This is a genomic window from Amycolatopsis australiensis, from assembly GCF_900119165.1.
GTDB lineage: Bacteria > Actinomycetota > Actinomycetes > Mycobacteriales > Pseudonocardiaceae > Amycolatopsis > Amycolatopsis australiensis.
The window spans coordinates 2,975,704-2,996,654 of the sequence record NZ_FPJG01000006.1 but is presented as its reverse complement, the minus strand read 5'-3'; the positions used below and the strand labels follow the sequence as shown (position 1 = coordinate 2,996,654).

The window sequence follows — 20,951 nt, the reverse complement described above, 5'->3', positions numbered from 1 at the left end:
TTAGACAGCCGATACAGAGAGAAGGACCATGAGCACTCCGAGCACGGCCGGCACCCTCCGGCCGCCGAACACCTGCACGCACCGGGTCGGCACCGACGACCGGATCGAGATCACCGTCCGGGACAGCGACCGCACCCGCCCGTTCCTGCTCCTGCACGGCGGAGGCGGCGTTGCCACGATGGCCGGCTTCGCCGACCTGCTCGCCGAACGCACCCACTCCCGGGTCCTCCTGCCCACCCACCCCGGCTTCGGCGGCACTCCGAAAGCCGCCGGACTCACCGGCGTCACCGAACTGGCCCGGGCCTACGTCAGCCTGCTCGACCGGTTCGACCTCACGGACGTGACCGTGCTCGGCAACTCTTTCGGGGGATGGCTGGCCGCGGAGATCGCCCTGCAGCACAGTCCCCGCGTCAGCGGCGCGGTGATCGTCGACGGGATCGGCATCGACGTGCCGGGCCACCCGCTCACCGACGTCAGCGTTCTGGCCCGCACCGAGCTGCTGGCGCACTCCTACCACGACCCCAGCAAGGCCCCCACGCCGCCGGGCGCCGGCGGCACGGGCCCGAGCCCGGACGTCCAGGCCCTGATCGGGTACACCGGGCCGGCCATGGCCGACGCGACGCTGGCCGGACGCCTCGCCGACGTCGACATCCCGGTGCACGTGCTCTGGGGCGAAAGCGACCGGATCGCCGGCCCCGAGTACGGCAAGGCCTACGCCGCCGCCATCCCGGGCTCGAAATTCACGCTGCTGCCCCGCACCGGCCACCTGCCACAACTGGAAACGCCCGAAGAACTCCTCGGTGCCCTGCTCGACCTCGGCCGCTGACTTTCCGTCCACGCAAGGAGAACCCACCATGACCGCTCCGCTCACCGTGACCCGGATCGGTCACGCCTGCCAGCTGATCGAGCTCGGCGAACTCCGCGTTCTCACCGACCCGTGGTTCACCCAGACCGCGACGTACTACCCCGGCGAGCCCGTCGCCGCCCGCGCCGGCGAACTCGGCCGCATCGACGCCCTGGTGGTCAGCCACGAGCACTACGACCACTGCGACCTCGACGCCCTCGTCACCGCCGGATTCGATCTCGACACCCCGCTGGTCGGCCCCGGCACCGTCACGGCCATCGCGCGGGACAAGGGATTCCGCGACGTCCGCACCGTCGAAGCCTGGCAAGCCACCACCGTCGGCGACCTGACGGTGACCGCGACCCCCGGCCAACACGGCGTGCACGAAGTCACGTTCGTCATCCAGGCGGCCGGACGCACCGTCTTCTTCGGCGGCGACTCGTTGCGCGTCCCCGAACTCGACACCATCCCGGAGCGGTTCGGCCACGTCGACCTCGCCATCCTGCCGACCAACGGCCTGTGCGTCCGGCCGATGAACCTGCGGCAGGTCGTGATGAACGCGGCGGAAGCGGCCGGGCTGACCGCGGCACTCCGGCCGACCCTGGCCGTGCCGCACCACTACGCCTTCCACAGCGGCCGGCTCGGCGACCGGATGATCACCAAGGCCGACCGCGACCCGCGCCACTACGCCGACGCGGTCGCGCGCCTCGCCCCGGACGTCGAAGTCCGGATGGTGCTGCCGGGAACCCCGGTGACCGTCGGACGAGCCGCCGCGGATTCATGCGGGTCCAGCTGCCTCGACGCCGCCCGTGAAGTACGCCGGCTTCCCGTGCTGCCGACGAGCCGGTCGATGAGGTCGGCGGAGACGGCGGCGCGCTGAACCGGAGCTGGCGGTGCAGCCAGGGCCGGACCGGAGTTCCGGGGTCGGTGCCGAAGCGGGCGACAGCATCGACTTCGGCGATCTCTCCCGCCGCACACGAAGGGCTCTGCCCTCACGGGACCGTGCGCGAAGGCCGGTTGGGTCGTCGAGCCAGTGGTGTGGTTCACACGATCGGGGCGTGACGATCCTCCAGGCGCGGTGTCTGTCCTGTGTGGAGGAAACGATAGAAGGGGTTTCCGCCACGGCACAACGGATTCCGTCCGCGCGAAGGAGACGCCATGGCCAACGCCGCCCAGCAGGACACGCCCAAGACCAGTGCCGGCGAGGGCGTGCTGGTGACCACGCAGGGCTCGACGACGATCGCCGACGTCGTGGTCCAGAAGATCGCCGGCCTGGCCACCCGCGAAATCCCCGGCGTGCACGACCTCGGCGGCGGGGCTGCGCGGGCGTTCTCGGCGATCCGTGAGCGGATCCCGGGCGCGACCGCTTCGGCGGGCCAGGGCGTGTCGGTCGAAGTCGGGGAAAAGCAAGCCGCCGTCGATCTGCAGATCGTCGTCGAATACGGCGTGTCCATCGCCGATCTGGCGCGTTCGGTGCGCCGCAACGTGATCACGGCCGTGGAGCAGATGGCCGGGCTGGCGGTCGTCGAGGTGAACATCCACGTCGGCGACCTGCACCTCCCGTCCGACGACGACGGCGAACCCGCCGACACCGGCCGGGTGCAGTGACCACCGAGCCGGACGCCGCCCGGATCGCCGCCGCCGCGCAGGCCGTGCCCGGGGTGGCCGGCCTGCCCGGCGGGCGCTTCGGCGAAATCGCCACGCTCGTCCCGCCACGGCGGATCACCGGCGTCCGCGTGCGCGACGAGGAGGTCATCGCGCGGTTCCCGATGGTCGCCGCCGACCTCGCCACGGCCATGCGCGCAGCGGCAGGTGCCGGAGGGCGACCCGTCCATGTCGTGATCGCCGATCTCGCCGTTCCAGCGAAGGAGAACCTCTCGTGAGTTCCACTCGGCTCGGCCTGCTCACCGGCCTCGCCCTCGGCCTGGCCATCGCCCTCGGCGGGTTCGGCGCGTTCGCCGCCGTCGCCCTGCTCGGCGCGATCGGCTTCCTCGCCGGCCGCTGCCTCGACGGCAAGCTCGACCTGTCCCGGCTCAGCACCCGCGACCGGAGCCGGCCATGACCGTCGTCGCACCCGACCGGGGGCACCCTGACCATCGCCGAGCACGCCGTGCGACGGCTCGCGGTCCACGCGGTGTCCGAGGTCGACGACGTCGGCGGCGAAAGGGTCGCATGAAACGCCGTCCCCGCCGCAGCGCCCCCGCCGCCGTGGTCGCGATCCAGCTCATCCTCGGCGAACGGCCCTGGATCAGCTACGACGCGGTCGCGACCACCCTCCACGGTCAGCACTGGTCCGACCTGCTTCCGGCGATCGCCGGCGGCGTCACCGCGGCGTTGGGCCTCGTCCTGCTGCTCGCGGCGATCCTGCCGGGCGCGCCCACGGTCCTGCCGCTGAACGGCCCTTTCGACGCCGGTGCCGCCCGCGGCAGCTACCGCTCCACACTGCGAGCCGCCGCGGCGCGCGTCGACGGCCTCGCCGACGCCGTCCGCGCCGCGGTCGACGACCACCTCGACCGGATCGCACCCGCCACGCGCCCCGCGGTCACGGTGCGGATCCGAGCCCCCAGGAGGGCTGAATGACGAACCTCAACCGGCCGGCCCGCTTGAACCGCACGCTGCTCGGGCTGCTCGGTGTGAGCCTGCTCGCCGCGGGCGGATTCGCGCTCGCGACCCACTTCCGCCGCCTCGCCGTCGCGGACCCGGCGGCCCCGCTCGTCCCCGGCACGGCGGCACCGCCGACGTGGGTGTGGTACGTCACGGCCGCGGTCGCGGTGGTGCTCGGGCTGCTCGCCTGCGGTCGCTCCTCGCCCAGCTGACCCGCCGGCCACGGACCCAGACCTGGCGATCCGGCACCGAACCCGCACGCGGCCGGACCGAACTCGCCACCGACGCCGCAGTCGCGCCCTTCACCGAAGAACTCCGCAGCTACCCCGGCGTGCACCACGCCCGCGCGACGCTCGCCGGACCGCGCGAGAACCCGACGCTGGCCCTGACCGTCACCGTCGAGCAGGACGGCGACCCGGCATCGACCCGCGGGCGAATCAACACCGAAGGACTTCCCCGGCTCCGGCAGGCTCTCGATCTGGAGACGGTCCCGGTCGGCATCGGATTCCGGTTCACCACCGCCACCGACCGCCGAGTGCGCTGACGAACGCGCCGAAGTGATCGAGCGCCTGCCCGGGCCGGTCCTGGACGACTGCGCCAGTCGGGTCGTTCGGGTGAAGCAGCCAATCCGCGACGGCGCGGTGACCGAACACCGGATATGGCCGCTTCCGAAGTCTTCCCCGCCGAGCACCCGCCGCCGCGGGCTCGGTTGCGTGTGCTGTCCGCGGCGGCTGCCGGGGTGCTGGCACTGGCCGCGGCGCTGGCCGCGGGACATCTCGTTGCCGGATTCGTCAACATCAACGCTTCGCCGTACCTGGCGGTGGGCAACGGTGCGATCGACCTGACCCCGGTCGAGTTGAAGGACTTCGCCGTCCGCACCTTCGGCACCTACGACAAGCTGGTGCTGCTCTCCGGCATGGCCGTGGTGATGGTGCTGGCCGCCGCGCTCGCGGGCCTGCTGTCGCTGCGGTCCCGATGGCCCGGTGCCGTCGTCATCACCCTGTTCGGCGTGGTCGGCCTTGCCGCCGTCTACGCCCGTCCCGATTTGGCCGCGGTGGCGCTGCTGGCCCCGCTGGCCAGTCTCGTCGTCGGCGTCGCGGTGTTCGTGCTGCTGCACCGTCTCGCGCCACGCGTGCGCGGCGACACCGGCACCGGCGTGAAGACCGGCACTCCGCGGCGGGCGTTCCTGCTCGGCGGCGCCGGGGTCGCGGTGGGCGCGGGCGTGCTCGGCGCCGGTGGCCAGCTGCTCAGCGGCACCCGTGACGCGACCGCGTCCCGGGAGGCGGTCGGCAAGCTCGTGCCGGCCCGGACCGCCCCGGCGATCCCGGCCGACGCCGACTTCGCCAAGCTCGGCACACCGGCGTTCCTCACCTCGAATTCCCGGTTCTACCGGGTCGATACGGCGTTGTCGGTGCCGCAGGTGCGTACCGAGGACTGGAGCCTGCGCATCCACGGCATGGTGGACCGGGAACGCCGGTACCGCTACCGCGACATCCACGACCGCCCGCTGGTGGAGCGCACGATCACCATGACATGTGTGTCCAACGAGGTCGGTGGTGACTACGTGTCGACGTCGAACTTCATCGGCATCGACCTGGCCGACCTGCTCGACGAAGCCGGGGTCCAAGCCGGCGCGGAACAGCTGTTCTCCACCAGCGTCGACGGCTGGACGTCCGGCACTCCGGTGGCCGCGGCGACGGACCGGCGTCGTGGGGCCATGCTGGCCATCGGGATGAACGGCGAGCCGTTGCCGCTGGAACACGGCTTCCCCGCCCGGCTGGTCACGCCCGGCCTGTTCGGCTACGTCTCGGCGACGAAGTGGGTGGTCGACCTGGAGGTCACGACGTGGGCGGCCAAGCAGGCGTACTGGCTCAAGCGGGGCTGGGCCCGGGAGGCGCCGATCAAGACCGAATCCCGGATCGATACGCCCAAGGGATTCGCGACCATGCCGGCCGGAACGGTGCGCGTCGCCGGGACGGCCTGGGCCCAGCACACCGGGATCAGCAAGGTCGAAGTCCGCGCCGACCAGGGCGCGTGGCAGGAAGCCACCCTCTCCCATGAGGTGAACCTCGACACCTGGCGCATGTGGTGGACCGAATTCAAGCTCGCCGCCGGCGTGCACCAGATCGAATGCCGCGCCACCGACAAGTCCGGCTACACCCAGACGGCCGACCGCGCCGGCACCGTCCCCGACGGCGCCACCGGCCGGCACAGCGCCACCATCACCGTCAGCTGAATCACATTCCCGGAAAAACTCTCCCGATCAACCAATCCACGTCCGGATGGGCACCGAATCACCAGTGAGCAACAACGACGGCGTACGGACCGCTTCGCCGCCTTCCCTTTTTTTCCTCAGTTGAATCGGAGCATCATCGTGAAATCCATGCGTATTGCCGGTGCCGGCATCACCGCGGTCGCCGCCCTGGCCCTGACCGCGTGCAGCAGCAGCGACACCGCGTCCTCGGGCAGCTCCGGCAGCGCCCCCGCGCCGGCGCCGTCCAGCTCGATGTCGGCCCCGATGCCGAGCGCCGCGTCCGGCTCCACCGACGGTGTGACGACCAACGCCGACGTGTTCGGGCCCGCGTGTTCCCAGCTGCCGCAGGGCAGCGCCCCGGGTTCGCTCGACTCGATGGGCCCGCAGCCGGTCGCGTCGGCCGCCTCGACCAACCCGCTGCTGACCAAGCTGGTCGCCGCGGTCAAGGCCACCAACCTCGTCGACACGCTCAACAGCCAGTCCGCCATCACCGTGTTCGCCCCGGCCGACCCGGCCTTCGCCGCATTGGGTGACGCGAAGTTCAACGAGCTGGCCGGCAAGCCCGACCAGCTGGCGCCGATCCTGCAGTACCACGTCGTCGGCAAGCGCTACGACGCCAAGGGCCTCGCCGCCGCCGGCTCGGTGGACACCCTCAACACCGCCGGCGGCCCCGTCAAGGTCGAAGGCTCCGGGGAGAACATGACCATCAACGGCGCGAAGATCCTGTGCGGCAACATTCCCACCAAGAACGCCACCGTCTTCGTCATCGACAAGGTGCTCACCCCCGGGACCAACAAGTAAATCCCCGCCCCCGGACACGTGCCCGGCGCTGCTCCATCGGCAGCGCCGGGCACGTCGCGGCCGAGGACGCGACCGGCGGCTGGAGCTCTACGCGCTCCGGCCGAAGTCTATTCGCCGGACAAAGCTTGCGAAAGCTGATTCATCGTGATATTTGTATCGTGAATATAGCCTGCAATCGTGGCGCGCGACAGGTCGGCAAACCTGAAGTCCGCCCCCGTCAATGTAGCATCGTGAAGATTCGCACCAGTCAAGTCAGCGCCTTCAAGATAGGCATTACTGAGATCGGCGCAAGCAAGGTTTGCCCCCACCAGATCGGCCCGGTAGAGGAAGGTACTGGTCAATTTTGCCTTCTGGAAGTTTACGTCGACGAGGCGAGCATTACTAACGTGCGCGTTGGAAAGATCGGCGCGACTGAGATTGGCTCCCGTGAGGTCGGCCTGACCAAGCAGTGCTTCGGTGAGGTTGGCGCCGCGGAGGCTGGCGCGAGCGAGCTGGGCAGCCTCAAGAGTGACTTTGGTCAAATCGGCGCGGTTGAGCCTGGCGCCCTCCAGGTTAGCCTGACTGAGCGAAGCGTCAGTGAGATCGGCAAAGTTCAGCCGGCATTCGGCGAGGTCAGTATCTTCGAAGTCGACGTTTGCCAGATTCGCTTCGCTCAGGTCGGCACCCCGCAAATGCAATCCGCGCAAGTTGACGGGTGCGTTGCCATAGTATTTCTGCGTCGGACGTCGACCCACCGCACTGAGCGCTGCTTGTACATCTGGCAGCGGCTCGTCTGGGCGATCTGGTTCTTCGATCCAGCCTGGTGGGTGCATCCAGTTGGCGTTCTCGTCAGCATTGTCGGCGCGACGCGGACTACGGGCACGAATGAAATTGACAAGAACTTGAACGACGTCCGTGCCGAACTCTGGCGAGTCGTGCATGACGTGTTCGAGCGCATGGATGCCGCCGATACGAATGTACAGTTCGTTGGAGCCTAGTCTTTCGAGCGCGTTGGCGAACCTGTCGGTGATTTGCCCCCGATGGTTCAGCCGGTAGTTTCTTGCGGTGTACAGCAGGCCGGTAACGACGACTATTCCGCCACCGAGCGAGATTATCATCACTCGGGCATCGTGGACGGCCTTCTCGCGATCGGCCGCGGTGGCCTTTGCGTCCGCCAGGACCTCCCGGGCGATCAAACGCGGGCCGAGCCAGACAGTGAAGACAAAGCCGGCGAGGACCGCGACAACACCGAGCGTCGCGGCGGTGACCCTCCAGGACCGGAATAGTCGTCGCATCATCCGGAAAATGATGCCGGATCGAGGGCCGCTTGTGAAAGACCGGACAACATGCTGAAGCTTGTACTTGGAAGCTACACTCGGCCACTCTTGCGGCCGCGGGATTCGGCGTCCCGCAGATCAGCGCGATCCACGAGGCTTCGCTCGCCGCCGGCCATGAGCGGCACCAAGACGTTCATCGTCGCGGGCGCCGGGTCGACGACGCCGCCTGCCGCATCGAACGCCGCCGCCTGATGACCCCCTGTCAGCGGATCGCGCTACCGCTACGCCCGGCTCGGCCAGGACTGCGTGGACCGGGAGACCGGCATGCCGGCGGGAAGATCGGCTGACGCGTCCGCTGGCGCCGGGCGAGGTGACGGTGGCCGAGTACGAGATCCGGTTCCGGCCCGGGACGCCGATCGACCATCGCCACCGCCGGTTCACCCGGCCTGGCCGGCTCCGGGCTACTGACCGGCGCGCGCCTTCGACCGGCCGGTGAACCTCGTGAGCGACGAGACCACGACCTTCCGCGTGATGTCCATCCGGCGCCTGCGCCGCGACGTCAGGGAAAACATGTGCCCCTGCAGTTCCTTCGCCGCCAGATACGCGCGGGCGAGGTCACCGGGCTCGGGCATGATCAACGGCTGCTGGCGCACCTTGATGCCCGCCAAGGCCAGCGCTTCCCACTTGGCCGGGTTGTTCGTCAGCAGGCTGATTTCCTTCAGCCCCAAGTGTTTCAACAGCGCGACAGCGTCCGCATAGGACCGGCTGTCCGCCTTGTAGCCCAGCTCCGCGTAGGCGTCGAACGTGTCGATGCCCGTCTTCTGGCAGAGCCGGTAGCCCTCCGCCTTCGCCAGCAGCCCTTCGCCGCGGCCCTCCTGGTCCAGGTAGATCAGCACTCCGGAACCGTGGTCGCGGATGACCTTCTGCGACATCCTCAGCTGGAACAGGCAGTCGCACGTGGTGGCTTCGAAGATCTCGCCGTAGAGGCAGCGGGAATGCACGCGCACCGGGCACCCGTCCACCGGGTCGCCGTACACCATCGCGCACGCCGGGTTCGGCTGGTCGCTCCGGTCGCCCAGGACGACCACCTTGAACGCGCCGTTGGCGCCGTCCAGCTCGTGCTGCACCGTGTCGGTCAAGAGGGCTCCAGGCTTTTTTCCGTCTCCAGGGTCCGCTCGACGTCGTCGGTGGCCGGCATGGAGTTCGTGATCTCGTCCAGGGTCGGGTTGGTCGACATCGCCGCGACCGCCCATTCCAGCGCCTGCTCCCGCGTCCGGCCGTCACCTTCCCGGATCAGGTGATGGACCAGGGCCGCCGAGAAAGCCTCCCGGGCGCCGGGCGCGTCATTGAGCGGCACCGGCGGGCCGGGGATGTCCCGCGACAGCAGGGTGGAACGGACTTTGCAGCCGAAGCTCTCGACCACGCAGACCGCGCCGACGCCCAGGGCCAGCAGCGAACGGGCCAGCTGGTCCACGTCTTCCGGCTCGCCCGGGTCGTACAGCAGCCCGCGCAGCTCGTTTTCCCGGCCGACGAGGTAGTCCACCCCGCTCAGCAACCGGTACAGCTGCTGCGGCGCCTCGCGCGGCGGGGAGGCCTGGAGCAGCACGATCGGGTTCCGTGGCTGGGCCGCGGCGGTCGCGAGCGCCCAGCGGACGGTGTCCATCGGCGGTTCGAGCGTGACCAGGACCGCGTCCGCCCCGGCGAACGCCTGCCGCATCGTCGGCTCCGACCGGTCGCGTGCGGACAGTGCCACCGCCGTCTCGTTCATCCAGCCCAGGTAACGGGTTTCGCCGTTGTTGGCGACGAGCATCAGCGCGCGCGGGTTGACCGTCCCCGGCTTCTCCCGGATGCATTCGGTGCTCAGGCCCTCGGTGCGCATGTACTGCACGAGCTCCGCCGCCTGGGTGTCGCCGCCGATCGCGGCGATGAGCTTCGCCTCGAGCCCGAGACGCTTGCTCGCGACGGCCAGGTTGAGGCCTTTGCCGCCGGGGTGGTCGTCGAACGTCCGCGCCTGCACCGAGGCCCCGACGTCCGGCCAGTCGTCGGACACGATCACGTGGTCGGTGACCGCGCCGCCGACGACGACGATCGTGTGCGCGGGCGGGGCGGCGGGCTCCTGGCGGGGCAGTGGCACGTCGGCGGCGTGCACGCACAGCTCGGCCAGCCGGGCGAGGGTCTCGCCCTCGATCGTGCTCCGCAGGCTGCGGACGCTCGCGGCAGCCGGGACCCGGGCGATGCCGAGGGCGGTGTGCAGTGCTTCCCAGCGCGTGGACAGGGCGGCCCGGCGCTCGCCGAGGTCGTCGGCGTAGATGCCGGTCAGCTCCGGCCGCGCGGCGAGCCGGGACCGGAGGACGCCGAGGGCCAGGGTCGCGTCCGCGACGAGCTGGTCGGTCGGCTCGAGCCGGCCCACGACCTCGGAGACGACGGCGACGATGGCTTCCGCGGTCGTCACGCCGGTGTCCTCGACGACCCGGCGTACCGCGGGCAGGTCGGCGAGCACGCTGAGGTCGACCTCGGTGGTACCGAGGCGTTCGACGGTGAGCCCGGAGCGCGTCCGCAACCTGCGGAGGACGGCCCGGACCCCTTCCACGCGGGGATCGCGCTTCACCACCGGCACAGCGTAGACCCTCCGCTCCGGCAATTGCCTCTCGCCCGTTGTCAAGTGCGGGCGTGTCGCGTTCCTGCCGGCCACACGGCCGTCACCAGCCTGTTCCGGTCACACGGTCGGTGCTCGTTCCCGGTTCAGCCTCGCCTCGACGGCAGCCATCAGCGCGGGTCAGAGCGGTGTCCGACCAAACGTCATCGTTTTGACAATTGACGACGTTACACGGCAACTGCCATCCTGGATTTGCCGATCGCAGCCGGGGAGGCCGCCATGAAGCCCCTGAACAGGTCACGAAGATCAGTCAGCCGATCGACGAATTTCCCGATCCACCTGCGGTTCCGCCGATCGCCACTGGCCATGGCCGGACAATCGCCGCGGCGGACGGCAATTGCCGGAGGATTCCTGGTCGCGGCGGCCGTCGCCGGGTGCGCCGGCCACGCCAGGGAGGCCGCCACCGCGAGCGGCGGCGACCGGGTGGTCATCGTGGCGGGCGCGACGGCGAACGAACCACGTCCCGCGCTCACCGAAGCCGCGCTCGCCGTGCTCCGCGACGCGGCCAACAGCGGCAACGTCAGCGCGCAGGGGTCGGGCAAAAGCAGCGTCGCGCTGATCTCGGCGGCCGACGGCGTCCAGTCGCGCGCGATCGTGCTGACCCCGCGCCGCGCCGACGGCTCGCTCGAACACGGCTTCCAGCGGCCGTCCTTGGTGGAGCGCAACGTCCGGGCCGCCGCGGACGCCGTCGCCGCCACCGCGGCCACCCACAGCGGGCTGGACCTGCTGGCCGGCGTCGACGCCGCCGTGCGCGGTGTCACGCCCGGCACGCTCGTCGTGGTCAGCAGCGGGCTGAGCACGACCGGCGCCTTCGACCTGCGCCAGGTCGGCTGGGACGCGGATCCGCAGGCGGTCGCCGAGCAGCTGGCGGCCAAGCACGAGCTGCCGCGGCTGGCGGGCTGGCGGGTCCTGTTCACCGGGCTCGGGGACGTCGCCGGGCCGCAGCCGCCGCTGCCCGGCGCGTCCCGGGACAAGCTGACGCAGTACTGGCACGCGATCTGCGCGAAGGCCCAGGCGGGGAGCTGCGATTTCGACGAGCGACGCACCCCGGCCGAGGCGCCGCGGGCTTCCGCCGCCACGCCGGTCGTGCCGGTGCCGGGCGTGACGTCGGTGGTCGGGCCGGGCGGGCAGGTCAGCACCGTCGTCTCCGACAGCGCGCTCGGGTTCGCGGGCGACTCGGCCGCGCTCTCCCCCGGCGCCGAGAGCCTGCTGCGGGGCATCGCGGCGAGCATCACCGCGCGGCTCGGCGGGAACCCCGCCGCGCCGGTCACCATCCGCGGCTACGCCGCCGACCCGCCGGGCTCGACCGCGGCGGGCCGGCAGGAGCTGGCCGAGCTGCGGGCCGAGGCCGTGGCCGGCGCGCTGCGGCAGGCCGGGGTGCGGCAGCGGCCGGACGTCGGCGGCACCGGGACCGAACCCGGCCGGACGGCGATGAAGGACGGGAAGTTCGACGAGGCGGCCGCGGCCGCGATGAGGCGGGTGGAGATCACGTACTGATCCCGATCCGGGAAGAGAACCGGGTAGACAGGAGGCAACGCCATGGACCACACCGATGTGACGTACCCCCTGCCGCAGCCGCGGCAGCCGCGAGAGGACGGGGACAGCACCACCGCCGCCGGGGACCGGCTGCTCGCCCGGATCCAGGAACTGCGCTATCTGTCCGCGCGGGTGCTGGAGGGCTACGTCGTCGGCCCGCACGGGCAGAACCTGACCGTGGCCGACGCCTGCGGCCGCGCCGCCCGCCTCGACGACCTCATCGAAATGGAACAGGTCCGCGGCAGCCTCCGGCACCGGCGCGTCAACCGGCTGACCCGGGTGCTGACCCTGCTCACGGTGAGCGTGGTCGACCTGCCGATCATGCTGTGGCTGGCCACCTCGGTCTTCAACGTCGACTGGGCCGACCCGTTCGGGCTGCCGCTGGCCATCAGCGTCGTCATTTCGGTGCTGGCGACCGGCGGGGCGGCGTCCGCGCTGCACCACCTCGGGCACAACCTGCGCCAGCACAAGAACGACCAGCGCCAGCTCCGCTGGGCGAGCCTGTCGGCGGGTTCCAAGCTGAGCCTGGGCACCGTCGGGCTGCTGGTCGGGTTGATGGGCGTGCTGATGTTCGTCCGGATCTCGACCGAGGGCCTGCTTTCGGGCGCGACGGATCTCGCGGTGCTGATGGCCGTGCTGGTCGCGGTGGTGATGGTCGTTTCGGCGACGCTGGTGTTCTGGACCGCCTTCCGCGACGGCTCCCTGGAACAGGACGACCTGCGCCACTACAGCAAGTGCGTGCGCCCGCACCTGGCCACCAAGCGCGCGTACGAGGACCAGATCCACGAGCTCGGCTGCCGGCACGACCTGCTGCGCCGCCGGGCCGCCCGAGAGGACGCGATCGGCGGCTCCGGCTGACGCCCGCCGGGCGCGCCAACCCGTCAGGCCGGCTCGGCCACCGGTTGGCGCGCTCCGGTCCGCTCGGCGCCGACGCCCGCCGCCACCACGAACGCCACGCCCGCCACCGCGGCCGCGTCCGGTTGCTGGCGCAGCAGCGCCGCTCCGATGATCAGCGCGATCGCCGGCTCGAGGCTCATCAGGGTGCCGAACGCGGACGCAGTCAGGCGCCGCAGGGCGAGCATTTCCAGGCTGAACGGCACCACCGGCAGCAGGATCGCCAGGCCCAGCCCGGTCAGCAGCAGCGGCCACGTCAGGTGTGCGAACACGCCGGGACCGCACACCAGTGTCGCGGCGATCCCGGCCACCGGCATCGACACGGCCAGCCCGCGCACGCCCGAAACCTCGTCGCCGACGCGCTGGGTCAGCAGGATGTAGCCGGCCCAGCACACCGCCGACGCCAGCGCGTAGCCCACACCGGCCAGGTCGGCGCCGCCCTGCCACGGCCGGGTCAGCAGCACCACGCCGATCGCCGCGACGACCGGCCACAGCTTCCGGCCGCCGCGGCCGCGGGTGATCGCCACGGTCAGCGGCCCGAGGAACTCCAGCGCGCTCGCCGTGCCCAGCGGCAGCCGGGCCGCCGCCGCCATGAACAACATGGTCATCCCGGCCGTCACCACCCCCAGCGCCACGCACGCCGCGAGCGTCCGCCGCCGGAACGAGGACGGCCGGGGCCGGACGACGACGGCGAGCAGCACGCCGGCCCAGGCCAGCCGCAGCCACGCCGCTCCTTCGGGGCCGACGCGGTCGAACAGGCCGACGGACACGGCGAGACCGAGTTGGACGCACAGCATGGAAGCGACCGCGAGGGTCGCTCCGGATCGGGTCGAGGACGGCACGCGTCCAGGGAATACCGCCGGGACCGATCGTGTCCACTTACCGATGCTGGACATATCGTTCGGGAATCCTGGACAATCCGGCGCATGGAGACGCGCCGGCTGCAGTTCCTGCTGGAGCTGTCCCGCCACGGGTCGATGCGGGCGGTGGCGGACGTGCTCGGCACCACCACGTCGACCGTCTCGCAGCAGATCGCCGTGCTGGCCAGGGAAACCGGCGCGCCGCTGCTGGAACCCGACGGGCGCCGGGTGCGCCTGACGCCGGCCGGGCGGCGGCTGGCCGAGCACGCCGTGACGATCCTGGCCGCGGTGGAAGCCGCCCGCGCCGACCTCGACCCGCAGGCCGAGCCGGCGGGCATGGTCCGCGTCGCCGGGTTCGCCACGGCGGTCCGGCGGTCCGTGCTGCCCGCCGTCGCCGCCCTCGCCGAACACCACCCTCGCGTGCGCGTCGCCGTGAGCGAGTACGAACCCGCCGAAGCACTGGCGGCGCTGCTGGCCGACGACGTCGACCTCGCCCTCGTCTACGACTACGACCTGGCACCGGCCACAGTGGACCCGGAGATCGGCGTCACTCCACTGTGGACAGCGGCGTGGGGACTCGGCGTCCCCGCCGCCGACGCGCGCCGGGTGCGGGGCGAGCACACGCTGGCGGTGTTCGACGCGTTCCGCGACCACGACTGGATCGGCAACTCCCGCAACGACGCCGATGAGGACGTCGTCCGGACCCTGGCGTCCATCGCCGGGTTCACGCCCCGGGTCACGCACCGCGCGGACAACCTCGACCTGGTCGAAGACCTGATCACCGCGACGGGCCGGGGCGTCGGCCTGCTGCCCGTGGGCCGCCGCACCGGCCCCGGCGTGACCGTGCTCCCGCTGAGCGATCCGGATCTCCGGCAACGCGCTTTCGGGTGCACCCGCCGGGGCCGCGCCGCCTGGCCGCCGCTCGCGTCGATGCTGCGGCTGCTGGCGAAGTGATCACCGGCCGGTCAGCCGGAAGAGCCGCTCGGCGTTGACGTGGGTGATCTTCTCCCGTTCTTCGGGCGTGACGTCGAGTTCGCCGAGGAACTCGCGGGTGCCGTCGAGGCGCAGGAACGGGTAGTCGGCCGACCAGATCACCCGGTCCAGGCCGACCACGGCGCGGACGAAGTCGAATTGGGGCCGGTGGAACATGCCGCTCGGGGTGACCCAGACGTTCGAGCGGTAGACCTCGGTGATGGTCCGCGACAGCCCGGTGTCGCCCGGGGACAGGACGTCGTCGAGGCGGCTGAGGTGGAACGGGACCAGCTCGCCCCAGTGGCCGCTGATCACCTGCAGCTGCGGGAGCCGTTCGAAGACCCCGGCGAGGATGAGCCGCAGGACGTGGACGCCGGCTTCGTGGTGCCAGCCCCAGGCGCCCAGCGACAGTTCGGCGGTCACCTTTTCGCCGAACCCCGCGTAGTAGGCCTGCTGCACCTGCGGAAGCGGATGGAACGGGTGCACGTAGAGCGGCACCTCCAGCGCGGCGATCCGCTCCAGCACGGGCAGGTACCGCGGATCGTCGAGGAACCCGGCGCCGGGACGGCCGAGGAGCAGGACGCCGCGCAGGCCGAGCTCGGTCACGGCGCGGTCCAGTTCGTCGACGGCGGCGGCCGGGTCCTGCCAGGGCAGCGCCGCCATCCCCTGCAGCCGGTCGGGACGGGCGGCGACCGCCCGCGCGAGCCGGTCGTTGACCGACCGGCACAGCGGGAGCGCCCGGTCGGCGGGGACCAGCTGGATCGGGCTGGTCCACGAGACGATCTGCAGGTCGATGCCGTGCTCGTCCATCCGCCGGACGCGGTCCGGGCCGAGGTCGGCCCCGAGGCGGACGGCTTCGGCCATGTCGACGGCGGGCCGGCGGCCGGGCCCCGGCCGCACGGGCGACGCGCTGGAACTCTGCCTGCGCAGGTACGGCGCTTCCCGGTCGAGGACCGGCGCGGCCGCTTCGGCGATCGACCGGTCGACCGCGTGCTCTTCGATACAGATCAGGGTCATGGCACTCCCCAGGTAAACTCAACTGTATACTTTTCGCTACGCCGTCACCAGCGGCTTGACGGCTTCTTCGGCGAACTCGCGGAACGTGGTGGGTGTCGTGTTCTCCGCGGTGCGCGGCGTCGCGCTGTTGATGCCGCGTTCGCCGGCGACGTCCATGTCGATCACGGACTGCGCCATCGCCTCGGAAAGGCCACGGCCGACGAGGAACTCCTTGGCGGCGGCGCGGTCGCCCGGCTGATACCGGACAGGCCTGCCGAGGACGTCGGTGAGGATGGCGGCGATGTCCTCGTGCGAAAGGTCCTCGCCACCGAGGGTCTCGACGGTGCCCTGCCCGGCCCACGTGCGGTCGGAAAGGTACCGGGCGGCGAGCGCGGCGATGTCCTTCGTCGCGATCCACGGCATCCGGAAGCCGGCCGGGAGGGTGCCCGGGAGGACGCCGTCCTTGAGTGCGGCGACCTGCCGGAGGACGTTGTCCATGAACGTGGGCAGCGCCAGGGCCCGCACGTGCGCGCCGGTGCTGCGGAAGAGGTCTTCCATGGCGTGCGACGCGGAGATGTGGCCCGCGTAGATCTGCGACCCGCGCCCGAGCGCGGAGACGACCACCACGCGCGGGACGGCGTGGCGGACGACGGCGTCGGCACCGGGGATGGAGGCGGTCACGTAGGCCTCGTACGGGCTGCTCGCGGCCGGGGCGGCCGGCATGAGCCAGAACAGTGCGTCCGCGCCCTCGAGGGCACGGTCGAGGACGTCGCGATCGCGGTGCGACCCGGCGACGACCTCGGCGCGTTCGCGCACGCCGGCGGGCAGCTTGCCGGGGTCGCGGACGACGAGGCGGACGGGCTCGCTCTGCCGCAGCAGCGTGGCGGCGAGCTTGCTGCCGATCTGCCCGGTCGGGGCGGTGAGCACGATCATGGATGATGACTCCGTTCGGCACCAGAACTAAGTAGACTCTACTGTACCGTATACTTTGAGGTGGACGCCCATGGCCCGACGCGGGGAAGCGCTGCGCGAGCACATCCTCGACACGGCGAAGGAGGCGTTCCTGGAGGACGGCTTCGCGCGGACTTCCATGGACGCCATCGCGGCGCGCGCGGAAACGTCGAAGCGTTCCCTGTACGCGCACTTCCCGACCAAGGACGCGCTGTTCCTCGCGGTGGTGGGCCGGATCCGCGCGTTGTTCGGGTCGCGGATGCGCACGCCCGCCGAGTACTCCGCGGAGCCGTCGGAGGCGGTCGTGCGGTACTGCGGGCGCTTCGTGCAGCTGCTGCGGTGGTCGTCGGTGGCGCGGATGCTGCGGCTCGGCATCGCGGACACGGACCGGCTGCCCGACCTGGCGGCGGGCCTGTACGACGTCGTCTTCGGCGTCACGGCCGGCGACCTGGCGTCGCATCTGGCGACGGCGGCGGGGCTGGCGCCCGCCGAGGCCGAGGCGGCGGCGAACGAGCTGATCGGCCTGGTCGTCCACCCGACGCTCCCCCGCCTGCTGTTCGGCGTGGAACCGCCCGTCGACGAACTGCCGGAGGAGGCCACCCTGGCGGCCGACGTCGACCTCGCCCGGATCCGGCGCCTGGTGCGGATGGTGCTGCCACCGGCCGCGGACTGACGCGTGCCTGTCCACCGCGTGGACAGGCACGCGGTCCGGGCAACACCGAAACTGGGGCCATGGCCAAACCGTCGTCGCAGGAGCTGGGTGCCTTCCTCCGTTCGCGTCGTGCCGCGGTGCGTCCGCAGGACCTCGGCATCGCCGCCTCGTACGGGGACCGGCGCCGGGTGCCGGGCCTCCGGCGGGAGGAGCTCGCCGAGCTGGCCGGGCTCAGTGCGACGTACTACACCCGGCTGGAGCGCGGCGAGAGCCATCAGGTCTCCGACGCCGTGCTGGACGCCATCGCGCGGGTGCTGAGGCTTTCCCCCGACGAGCGCGCCCACCTCCACCGGCTCGCGCGGGCCCTTCCGCCGGTGCGGGGCACCGGGCACGAGGACGAGGTCCGCGGCCCGGTGCGCGACCTCGTCACCGGCAGTCCGGGGGCCGCCGTGCTCGTCGGACGGCGGGCCGACATCCTCGCGGGGAACGCGCTCGGCTACGCGCTGTGGAACCTCACGCCCGCGGAGATCGCGGCCGTGGGCACTGCGCACGCGCCGAACCAGGCCCGGCGGGTCTTCCTGGACCCGGCCGCCCGCGAGCTGTTCGCCGAGTGGGAGCGGCAGGCCGAAGACCTCGCGTCGTACCTGCGGCTCGCCGCGGCGGAGCGGCCCGACGACGTCGCCCTGCACCGGCTCGTCTCGGAACTGGCCGCCGGCAGCGACGACTTCGCCCGCCTGTGGCGCGAGCACCCGGTGCGGGACTGCCTGCACTCGGTGCGGCGCTACCGGCACCCGCTGGTCGGCGAACTCGAGCTGAACGAAGAGATCCTCCGCCTGCCCGACGACCCGGGGCAGCGGCTGATCGTCAGCGCCGCCGAGGCCGGCACGCGCTCCGCCGACCGGCTCGCGCTGCTCGGGTCCCTCGCCGCCGGCTGAGGCGTCCCGCACATCACCGTCGACCACGAGGAAAGGTCATGATCGTCGTCTCGTCCGCCACCAGCAACACCGGTGCCGCCGTCGCCGAAGCGCTGCTCGCCGCCGGTGCGGAGATCCGGGTGCTCGGCCGCAGCCGCGACCGGCTGCACCGGTTCGCCGACCGCGGCGCCGAAGCCGTCGAAGTCCGCACCGACGACCCCGGCAGCCTCCGTGCCGCCTTCGCCGGCGCCCACGCCGCTTTCGTCATGATCGCGCCCGGCCTCATCCCGGGCAGCACCGACTTCCCCGCGCACCAGCGGCGCGTGATCGACACGCACCGGAAAGCGCTGTCCGGGCTCGGCGGGCTCGAACGGATCGTCAGCCTCAGCGGCTGGGCCGCGAACCACGCCGGCGCCCGCGGCCCGGTGTGGGGGCTGCGCCCGCTCGAAGAAGCCCTCGACACTTTGACCGGGGTGAAGTCGGTCCACCTGCGGCCCGGGTGGTTCATGGAGAACGCCGTCCCGATGATCGACGAGGTCCGCGCGACCGGCGTCGCGCACGGGCTGATCCCCGCGGACCTCCCGCTCCCGGCCATCGCCACGGCCGACATCGGCGTGGTCGCCGCGTGCCTGCTCACCGGACGCCGCACGGCCGCCACCCGCACGCTCGAACTGCACGGCCCGCGGGACATCACGCTCGCCGAGATCACCGCCGCGATCGGCGACGCCGTCGGCCGCCCCGGCGCCCGCTACGAGCAGATCGACGCCGCCACCCTGCGCGCCGGCCTCCTCGAAGCCGGCTTCTCGGCGCACATGGCCGACGGCGTCACCGCCATGACGAGCGACGTCGCGGAACGGCGGATCGCCATGACGCGCCCGCGTGCCGCCGAAACCGCCACACCGACGACGTTCGAGCAGTTCCTCGCGAACGCGATCCACCGAGGACACGGGAAATCATGAGTTCGGCCCAGACCACGATCGGCGCGGTCACCGTGACGACGATCTACGACGGAGCGCTGCCCATCTTCGCCGCCGACATGCACGGCGAGTCCCCGCAGCGGATCACCGAACTGCTGGCCGACGGGTTCCTGCCGCCGGAAGGCGACCTGCAGACCGCGGTCAACACCTTCCTGTTCCGGTCCGCCGGCCGCACGGTCCTGGTCGACGCGGGGGCCGGCACCTCGCTCGGGCCGGGCACCGGTCACCTGCTCGGCAACCTCCGTGCCGCCGGTACCTCGCCGGAGCAGATCGACGACGTGCTGATCACGCACCTGCACCCGGACCACGCATCCGGGCTGCTGACCGCCACGGGGCAGGCGGCGTTCCCGGCCGCGACGGTCCACGTGTCGGCGCCCGACGTCGAGCACTGGCTGAACGACGCGGTCGCCGCGCGCGCCGAGGGCGTGCAAGCGCAGATCCACCAGTGGGCCGCGCAGGCGCTGGCGCCCTATCGCGCCGATGGCCGGCTCGCGACCTTCACCTACGGTGAGCAGCCCGTGCCGGGCGTCACCGCGGTCGATCTCCACGGGCACACGCCGGGCCACAGCGGCTATCTCGTCGGCGACGCCGCGGAACGGCTGCTGTTCTGGGGCGACACCGTGCACAGCCACGCCGTCCAGCTGCCCGCCCCGCACGTCACGATGGACATCGACAGCGACCGGCCGGGTGCCCGCGCGGCCCGGCAGCGCGTCCTGGCCGAGATCCGGGCCCGGGGCTGGGCGGTCGGCGCCGCGCACCTGCCGTTTCCCGGCGTCGGCCGGATCCGTTTCCGTGACGGCGACGCGCAGTGGGTTCCCGCGCCGTACCGTCCGCTGCCGGCACCGGTCCCGAGCTAGGTGTATCTGGCCAGGACGTCGGTAGCGGAGGCTCGGGTTGACGTGAGGCTCGCGAATGCGTGAAGACCTGGCTGGACCGCTACGCCAGCGAGGGCGAGTCCGGTCTTCGTGACCGATCCTCGCGGCCGCATACCTCGCCACGAGCAGCTTGAGCAGCGGATCATCACATTGCGGCAGCGCGAACGCCGCGGCCCGGCCTGGCTCGGCTGTGAACCGGGGGTTCCGACGCGGACAGTGTCGCGGGTACTGGCCCGCCACCACATCCCGCGACTGGCCGCGCTGGCCCGATCACCGGACAGGTGGTCCGGGCCAGCAAGACCGCAGCTGTCCGCTATGAGCGCGAGCAGCCGGGTGAGCTGGTCCACATCGACGTCAAGAAGATCGGCCGCATCCCCGACGGCGGAGGCCGGCGAGCGCAGCGCCAAGATCGGCTACGACTACGTCCGCTCCCCGGTCGACGACCACTCCCGCCTGGCCTGCTCCGAGATCCACCCGGACGAGAACGGGCCAACCTGCGCGGCCTTCCTCACCCGGGCCATCGCCTACTCCGCCGGTCACGGCATCACCCGCATCGAACGGTTGATGACCGACAACGCCCGGGCCTACCGCTGGTCGTTACGGGAGGTCTGCGCCGAGCACCGCATCCGGCAGAAGTTCGTAAAGCCCCACTGCCCCTGGCAGAACGGCAAAGTCGAACGTCTCAACCGCACCCTGCAAACCGAGCGGGCTACCGCCAGGCCGTCACCAGCAACACCGAACACGCAGCAGCCCGTGCACCCTGGCTCGAGCACTACAACACTCAACGCCGCCACAGCGCACTCAGAGGCCACCCACCCACCAGCCGACTGCAACCAACCTGAAAGCCAGATACAGCTAGGGCCGTTCAGGGCCGATCGGTCCACCAACCGGTGAAATCGCACATCACTT

General features: G+C 71.6%; 23 protein-coding genes and 1 pseudogene. 18 read left to right on the top strand and 6 right to left on the bottom strand.

The window, feature by feature from the left end:
• Positions 1-28: 28 nt before the first annotated feature.
• The 10 genes from BT341_RS15785 (at position 29) to BT341_RS15745 (ending at position 6,503) form a co-directional block, all read left to right on the top strand.
• Positions 29-826, top strand: a complete 798-nt coding sequence (locus BT341_RS15785; protein ID WP_072477022.1) for an alpha/beta fold hydrolase — start codon at positions 29-31, stop codon at positions 824-826.
• A gap of 28 nt (positions 827-854) precedes the next feature.
• Positions 855-1,724 carry an MBL fold metallo-hydrolase gene (locus BT341_RS15780; RefSeq protein ID WP_084742871.1) on the top strand — a complete coding sequence of 290 codons (870 nt, stop codon included), beginning with the start codon at positions 855-857 and terminating at the stop codon, positions 1,722-1,724.
• A gap of 278 nt (positions 1,725-2,002) precedes the next feature.
• The gene (locus tag BT341_RS15775; RefSeq protein WP_072477021.1) at positions 2,003-2,452 is read left to right on the top strand and encodes an Asp23/Gls24 family envelope stress response protein; all 450 of its coding nucleotides are present in this window, start codon (positions 2,003-2,005) and stop codon (positions 2,450-2,452) included.
• On the top strand, positions 2,449-2,727 hold the full coding sequence (locus tag BT341_RS15770) for a hypothetical protein (RefSeq protein ID WP_072477020.1): 279 nt from the start codon (positions 2,449-2,451) through the stop codon (positions 2,725-2,727). The genes BT341_RS15775 and BT341_RS15770 overlap by 4 nt, the downstream gene beginning before the upstream one ends.
• Positions 2,724-2,906 (top strand): hypothetical protein, encoded by a 183-nt coding sequence (locus BT341_RS15765; protein WP_072477019.1) that lies wholly within the window; start codon positions 2,724-2,726, stop codon positions 2,904-2,906. The genes BT341_RS15770 and BT341_RS15765 overlap by 4 nt, the downstream gene beginning before the upstream one ends.
• Positions 2,907-3,016: 110 nt before the next feature.
• On the top strand, positions 3,017-3,424 hold the full coding sequence (locus BT341_RS15760) for a DUF6286 domain-containing protein (RefSeq protein WP_072477018.1): 408 nt from the start codon (positions 3,017-3,019) through the stop codon (positions 3,422-3,424).
• On the top strand, positions 3,421-3,660 hold the full coding sequence (locus BT341_RS47635) for a hypothetical protein (RefSeq protein ID WP_342750218.1): 240 nt from the start codon (positions 3,421-3,423) through the stop codon (positions 3,658-3,660). The genes BT341_RS15760 and BT341_RS47635 overlap by 4 nt, the downstream gene beginning before the upstream one ends.
• Positions 3,661-3,779: 119 nt before the next feature.
• Positions 3,780-3,992 (top strand): hypothetical protein, encoded by a 213-nt coding sequence (locus tag BT341_RS47630; protein ID WP_342750217.1) that lies wholly within the window; start codon positions 3,780-3,782, stop codon positions 3,990-3,992.
• Positions 3,993-4,106: 114 nt separating this feature from the next.
• Positions 4,107-5,684, top strand: a complete 1,578-nt coding sequence (locus tag BT341_RS15750; RefSeq protein ID WP_177328818.1) for a molybdopterin-dependent oxidoreductase — start codon at positions 4,107-4,109, stop codon at positions 5,682-5,684.
• Between the two features lie 147 nt (positions 5,685-5,831).
• Complete coding sequence (locus BT341_RS15745; protein WP_072477017.1) at positions 5,832-6,503, top strand: fasciclin domain-containing protein; 672 nt, start codon at positions 5,832-5,834, stop codon at positions 6,501-6,503.
• Between the two features lie 107 nt (positions 6,504-6,610).
• Here BT341_RS15745 and BT341_RS15740 read toward each other — a convergent pair whose 3' ends face one another.
• The 3 genes from BT341_RS15740 to BT341_RS15730 all read right to left on the bottom strand — a co-directional run bounded on the left by BT341_RS15740 (position 6,611) and on the right by BT341_RS15730 (position 10,370).
• Positions 6,611-7,780 carry a pentapeptide repeat-containing protein gene (locus BT341_RS15740; RefSeq protein WP_072477016.1) on the bottom strand — a complete coding sequence of 390 codons (1,170 nt, stop codon included), beginning with the start codon at positions 7,778-7,780 and terminating at the stop codon, positions 6,611-6,613.
• 440 nt (positions 7,781-8,220) lie between these two features.
• Positions 8,221-8,898 carry a GTP cyclohydrolase II RibA gene (gene ribA / locus BT341_RS15735; protein WP_072477015.1) on the bottom strand — a complete coding sequence of 226 codons (678 nt, stop codon included), beginning with the start codon at positions 8,896-8,898 and terminating at the stop codon, positions 8,221-8,223.
• Positions 8,895-10,370, bottom strand: coding sequence for a PfkB family carbohydrate kinase (locus BT341_RS15730; protein WP_072481979.1), 1,476 nt, complete (start codon positions 10,368-10,370; stop codon positions 8,895-8,897). Before BT341_RS15730 ends, ribA begins: the two co-directional genes overlap by 4 nt.
• A gap of 351 nt (positions 10,371-10,721) precedes the next feature.
• On the opposite strand from BT341_RS15730, the gene BT341_RS15725 reads away from it, so the two are divergent.
• Positions 10,722-11,912, top strand: a complete 1,191-nt coding sequence (locus BT341_RS15725; RefSeq protein ID WP_072477014.1) for an OmpA family protein — start codon at positions 10,722-10,724, stop codon at positions 11,910-11,912.
• 42 nt (positions 11,913-11,954) lie between these two features.
• Positions 11,955-12,809 carry a magnesium transporter CorA family protein gene (locus BT341_RS15720; protein ID WP_072477013.1) on the top strand — a complete coding sequence of 285 codons (855 nt, stop codon included), beginning with the start codon at positions 11,955-11,957 and terminating at the stop codon, positions 12,807-12,809.
• A 23-nt stretch (positions 12,810-12,832) separates the two neighbouring features.
• Here BT341_RS15720 and BT341_RS15715 read toward each other — a convergent pair whose 3' ends face one another.
• Positions 12,833-13,642 (bottom strand): EamA family transporter, encoded by an 810-nt coding sequence (locus BT341_RS15715; RefSeq protein WP_084742870.1) that lies wholly within the window; start codon positions 13,640-13,642, stop codon positions 12,833-12,835.
• Positions 13,643-13,771: 129 nt separating this feature from the next.
• On the opposite strand from BT341_RS15715, the gene BT341_RS15710 reads away from it, so the two are divergent.
• On the top strand, positions 13,772-14,659 hold the full coding sequence (locus BT341_RS15710; protein WP_072477011.1) for a LysR family transcriptional regulator: 888 nt from the start codon (positions 13,772-13,774) through the stop codon (positions 14,657-14,659).
• Here the strand turns inward: BT341_RS15710 and BT341_RS15705 are convergent, their stop codons facing one another.
• Together BT341_RS15705 and BT341_RS15700 are read right to left on the bottom strand one after the other, a co-directional pair.
• A complete protein-coding gene (locus BT341_RS15705) occupies positions 14,660-15,694 on the bottom strand; it encodes an amidohydrolase family protein (protein WP_072477010.1) in 1,035 nt (344 codons plus the stop codon).
• A 36-nt stretch (positions 15,695-15,730) separates the two neighbouring features.
• On the bottom strand, positions 15,731-16,606 hold the full coding sequence (locus tag BT341_RS15700; protein ID WP_072477009.1) for an NmrA family NAD(P)-binding protein: 876 nt from the start codon (positions 16,604-16,606) through the stop codon (positions 15,731-15,733).
• A 70-nt stretch (positions 16,607-16,676) separates the two neighbouring features.
• Between BT341_RS15700 and BT341_RS15695 the strand changes: the two genes are divergently transcribed.
• From BT341_RS15695 to BT341_RS15675, 5 genes and pseudogenes are all read left to right on the top strand, one after another.
• On the top strand, positions 16,677-17,297 hold the full coding sequence (locus tag BT341_RS15695) for a TetR/AcrR family transcriptional regulator (RefSeq protein ID WP_072477008.1): 621 nt from the start codon (positions 16,677-16,679) through the stop codon (positions 17,295-17,297).
• Positions 17,298-17,356: 59 nt separating this feature from the next.
• The gene (locus BT341_RS15690) at positions 17,357-18,211 is read left to right on the top strand and encodes a helix-turn-helix domain-containing protein (protein ID WP_072477007.1); all 855 of its coding nucleotides are present in this window, start codon (positions 17,357-17,359) and stop codon (positions 18,209-18,211) included.
• A 38-nt stretch (positions 18,212-18,249) separates the two neighbouring features.
• Complete coding sequence (locus BT341_RS15685) at positions 18,250-19,149, top strand: NmrA family NAD(P)-binding protein (protein ID WP_072477006.1); 900 nt, start codon at positions 18,250-18,252, stop codon at positions 19,147-19,149.
• Entirely contained in the window at positions 19,146-20,024 is an 879-nt protein-coding gene (locus BT341_RS15680; protein ID WP_072477005.1) for an MBL fold metallo-hydrolase, read from the top strand. Before BT341_RS15685 ends, BT341_RS15680 begins: the two co-directional genes overlap by 4 nt.
• Positions 20,025-20,071: 47 nt before the next feature.
• Positions 20,072-20,884: pseudogene (locus BT341_RS15675) on the top strand (IS481 family transposase); the annotation flags it as partial.
• Positions 20,885-20,951: the final 67 nt, after the last annotated feature.

Coding starts and splice junctions, on each gene's coding strand:
- BT341_RS15785 (WP_072477022.1), top strand. CDS start 29: ATGAGCACTCCGAGCACGGCCGGCACCCTCCGGCCGCCGAACACCTGC.
- BT341_RS15780 (WP_084742871.1), top strand. CDS start 855: ATGACCGCTCCGCTCACCGTGACCCGGATCGGTCACGCCTGCCAGCTG.
- BT341_RS15775 (WP_072477021.1), top strand. CDS start 2,003: ATGGCCAACGCCGCCCAGCAGGACACGCCCAAGACCAGTGCCGGCGAG.
- BT341_RS15760 (WP_072477018.1), top strand. CDS start 3,017: ATGAAACGCCGTCCCCGCCGCAGCGCCCCCGCCGCCGTGGTCGCGATC.
- BT341_RS47635 (WP_342750218.1), top strand. CDS start 3,421: ATGACGAACCTCAACCGGCCGGCCCGCTTGAACCGCACGCTGCTCGGG.
- BT341_RS15750 (WP_177328818.1), top strand. CDS start 4,107: ATGGCCGCTTCCGAAGTCTTCCCCGCCGAGCACCCGCCGCCGCGGGCT.
- BT341_RS15745 (WP_072477017.1), top strand. CDS start 5,832: ATGCGTATTGCCGGTGCCGGCATCACCGCGGTCGCCGCCCTGGCCCTG.
- BT341_RS15740 (WP_072477016.1), bottom strand. CDS start 7,780: ATGATGCGACGACTATTCCGGTCCTGGAGGGTCACCGCCGCGACGCTC.
- BT341_RS15725 (WP_072477014.1), top strand. CDS start 10,722: ATGGCCGGACAATCGCCGCGGCGGACGGCAATTGCCGGAGGATTCCTG.
- BT341_RS15720 (WP_072477013.1), top strand. CDS start 11,955: ATGGACCACACCGATGTGACGTACCCCCTGCCGCAGCCGCGGCAGCCG.
- BT341_RS15715 (WP_084742870.1), bottom strand. CDS start 13,642: ATGCTGTGCGTCCAACTCGGTCTCGCCGTGTCCGTCGGCCTGTTCGAC.
- BT341_RS15710 (WP_072477011.1), top strand. CDS start 13,772: ATGGAGACGCGCCGGCTGCAGTTCCTGCTGGAGCTGTCCCGCCACGGG.
- BT341_RS15705 (WP_072477010.1), bottom strand. CDS start 15,694: ATGACCCTGATCTGTATCGAAGAGCACGCGGTCGACCGGTCGATCGCC.
- BT341_RS15700 (WP_072477009.1), bottom strand. CDS start 16,606: ATGATCGTGCTCACCGCCCCGACCGGGCAGATCGGCAGCAAGCTCGCC.
- BT341_RS15695 (WP_072477008.1), top strand. CDS start 16,677: ATGGCCCGACGCGGGGAAGCGCTGCGCGAGCACATCCTCGACACGGCG.
- BT341_RS15690 (WP_072477007.1), top strand. CDS start 17,357: ATGGCCAAACCGTCGTCGCAGGAGCTGGGTGCCTTCCTCCGTTCGCGT.
- BT341_RS15685 (WP_072477006.1), top strand. CDS start 18,250: ATGATCGTCGTCTCGTCCGCCACCAGCAACACCGGTGCCGCCGTCGCC.
- BT341_RS15680 (WP_072477005.1), top strand. CDS start 19,146: ATGAGTTCGGCCCAGACCACGATCGGCGCGGTCACCGTGACGACGATC.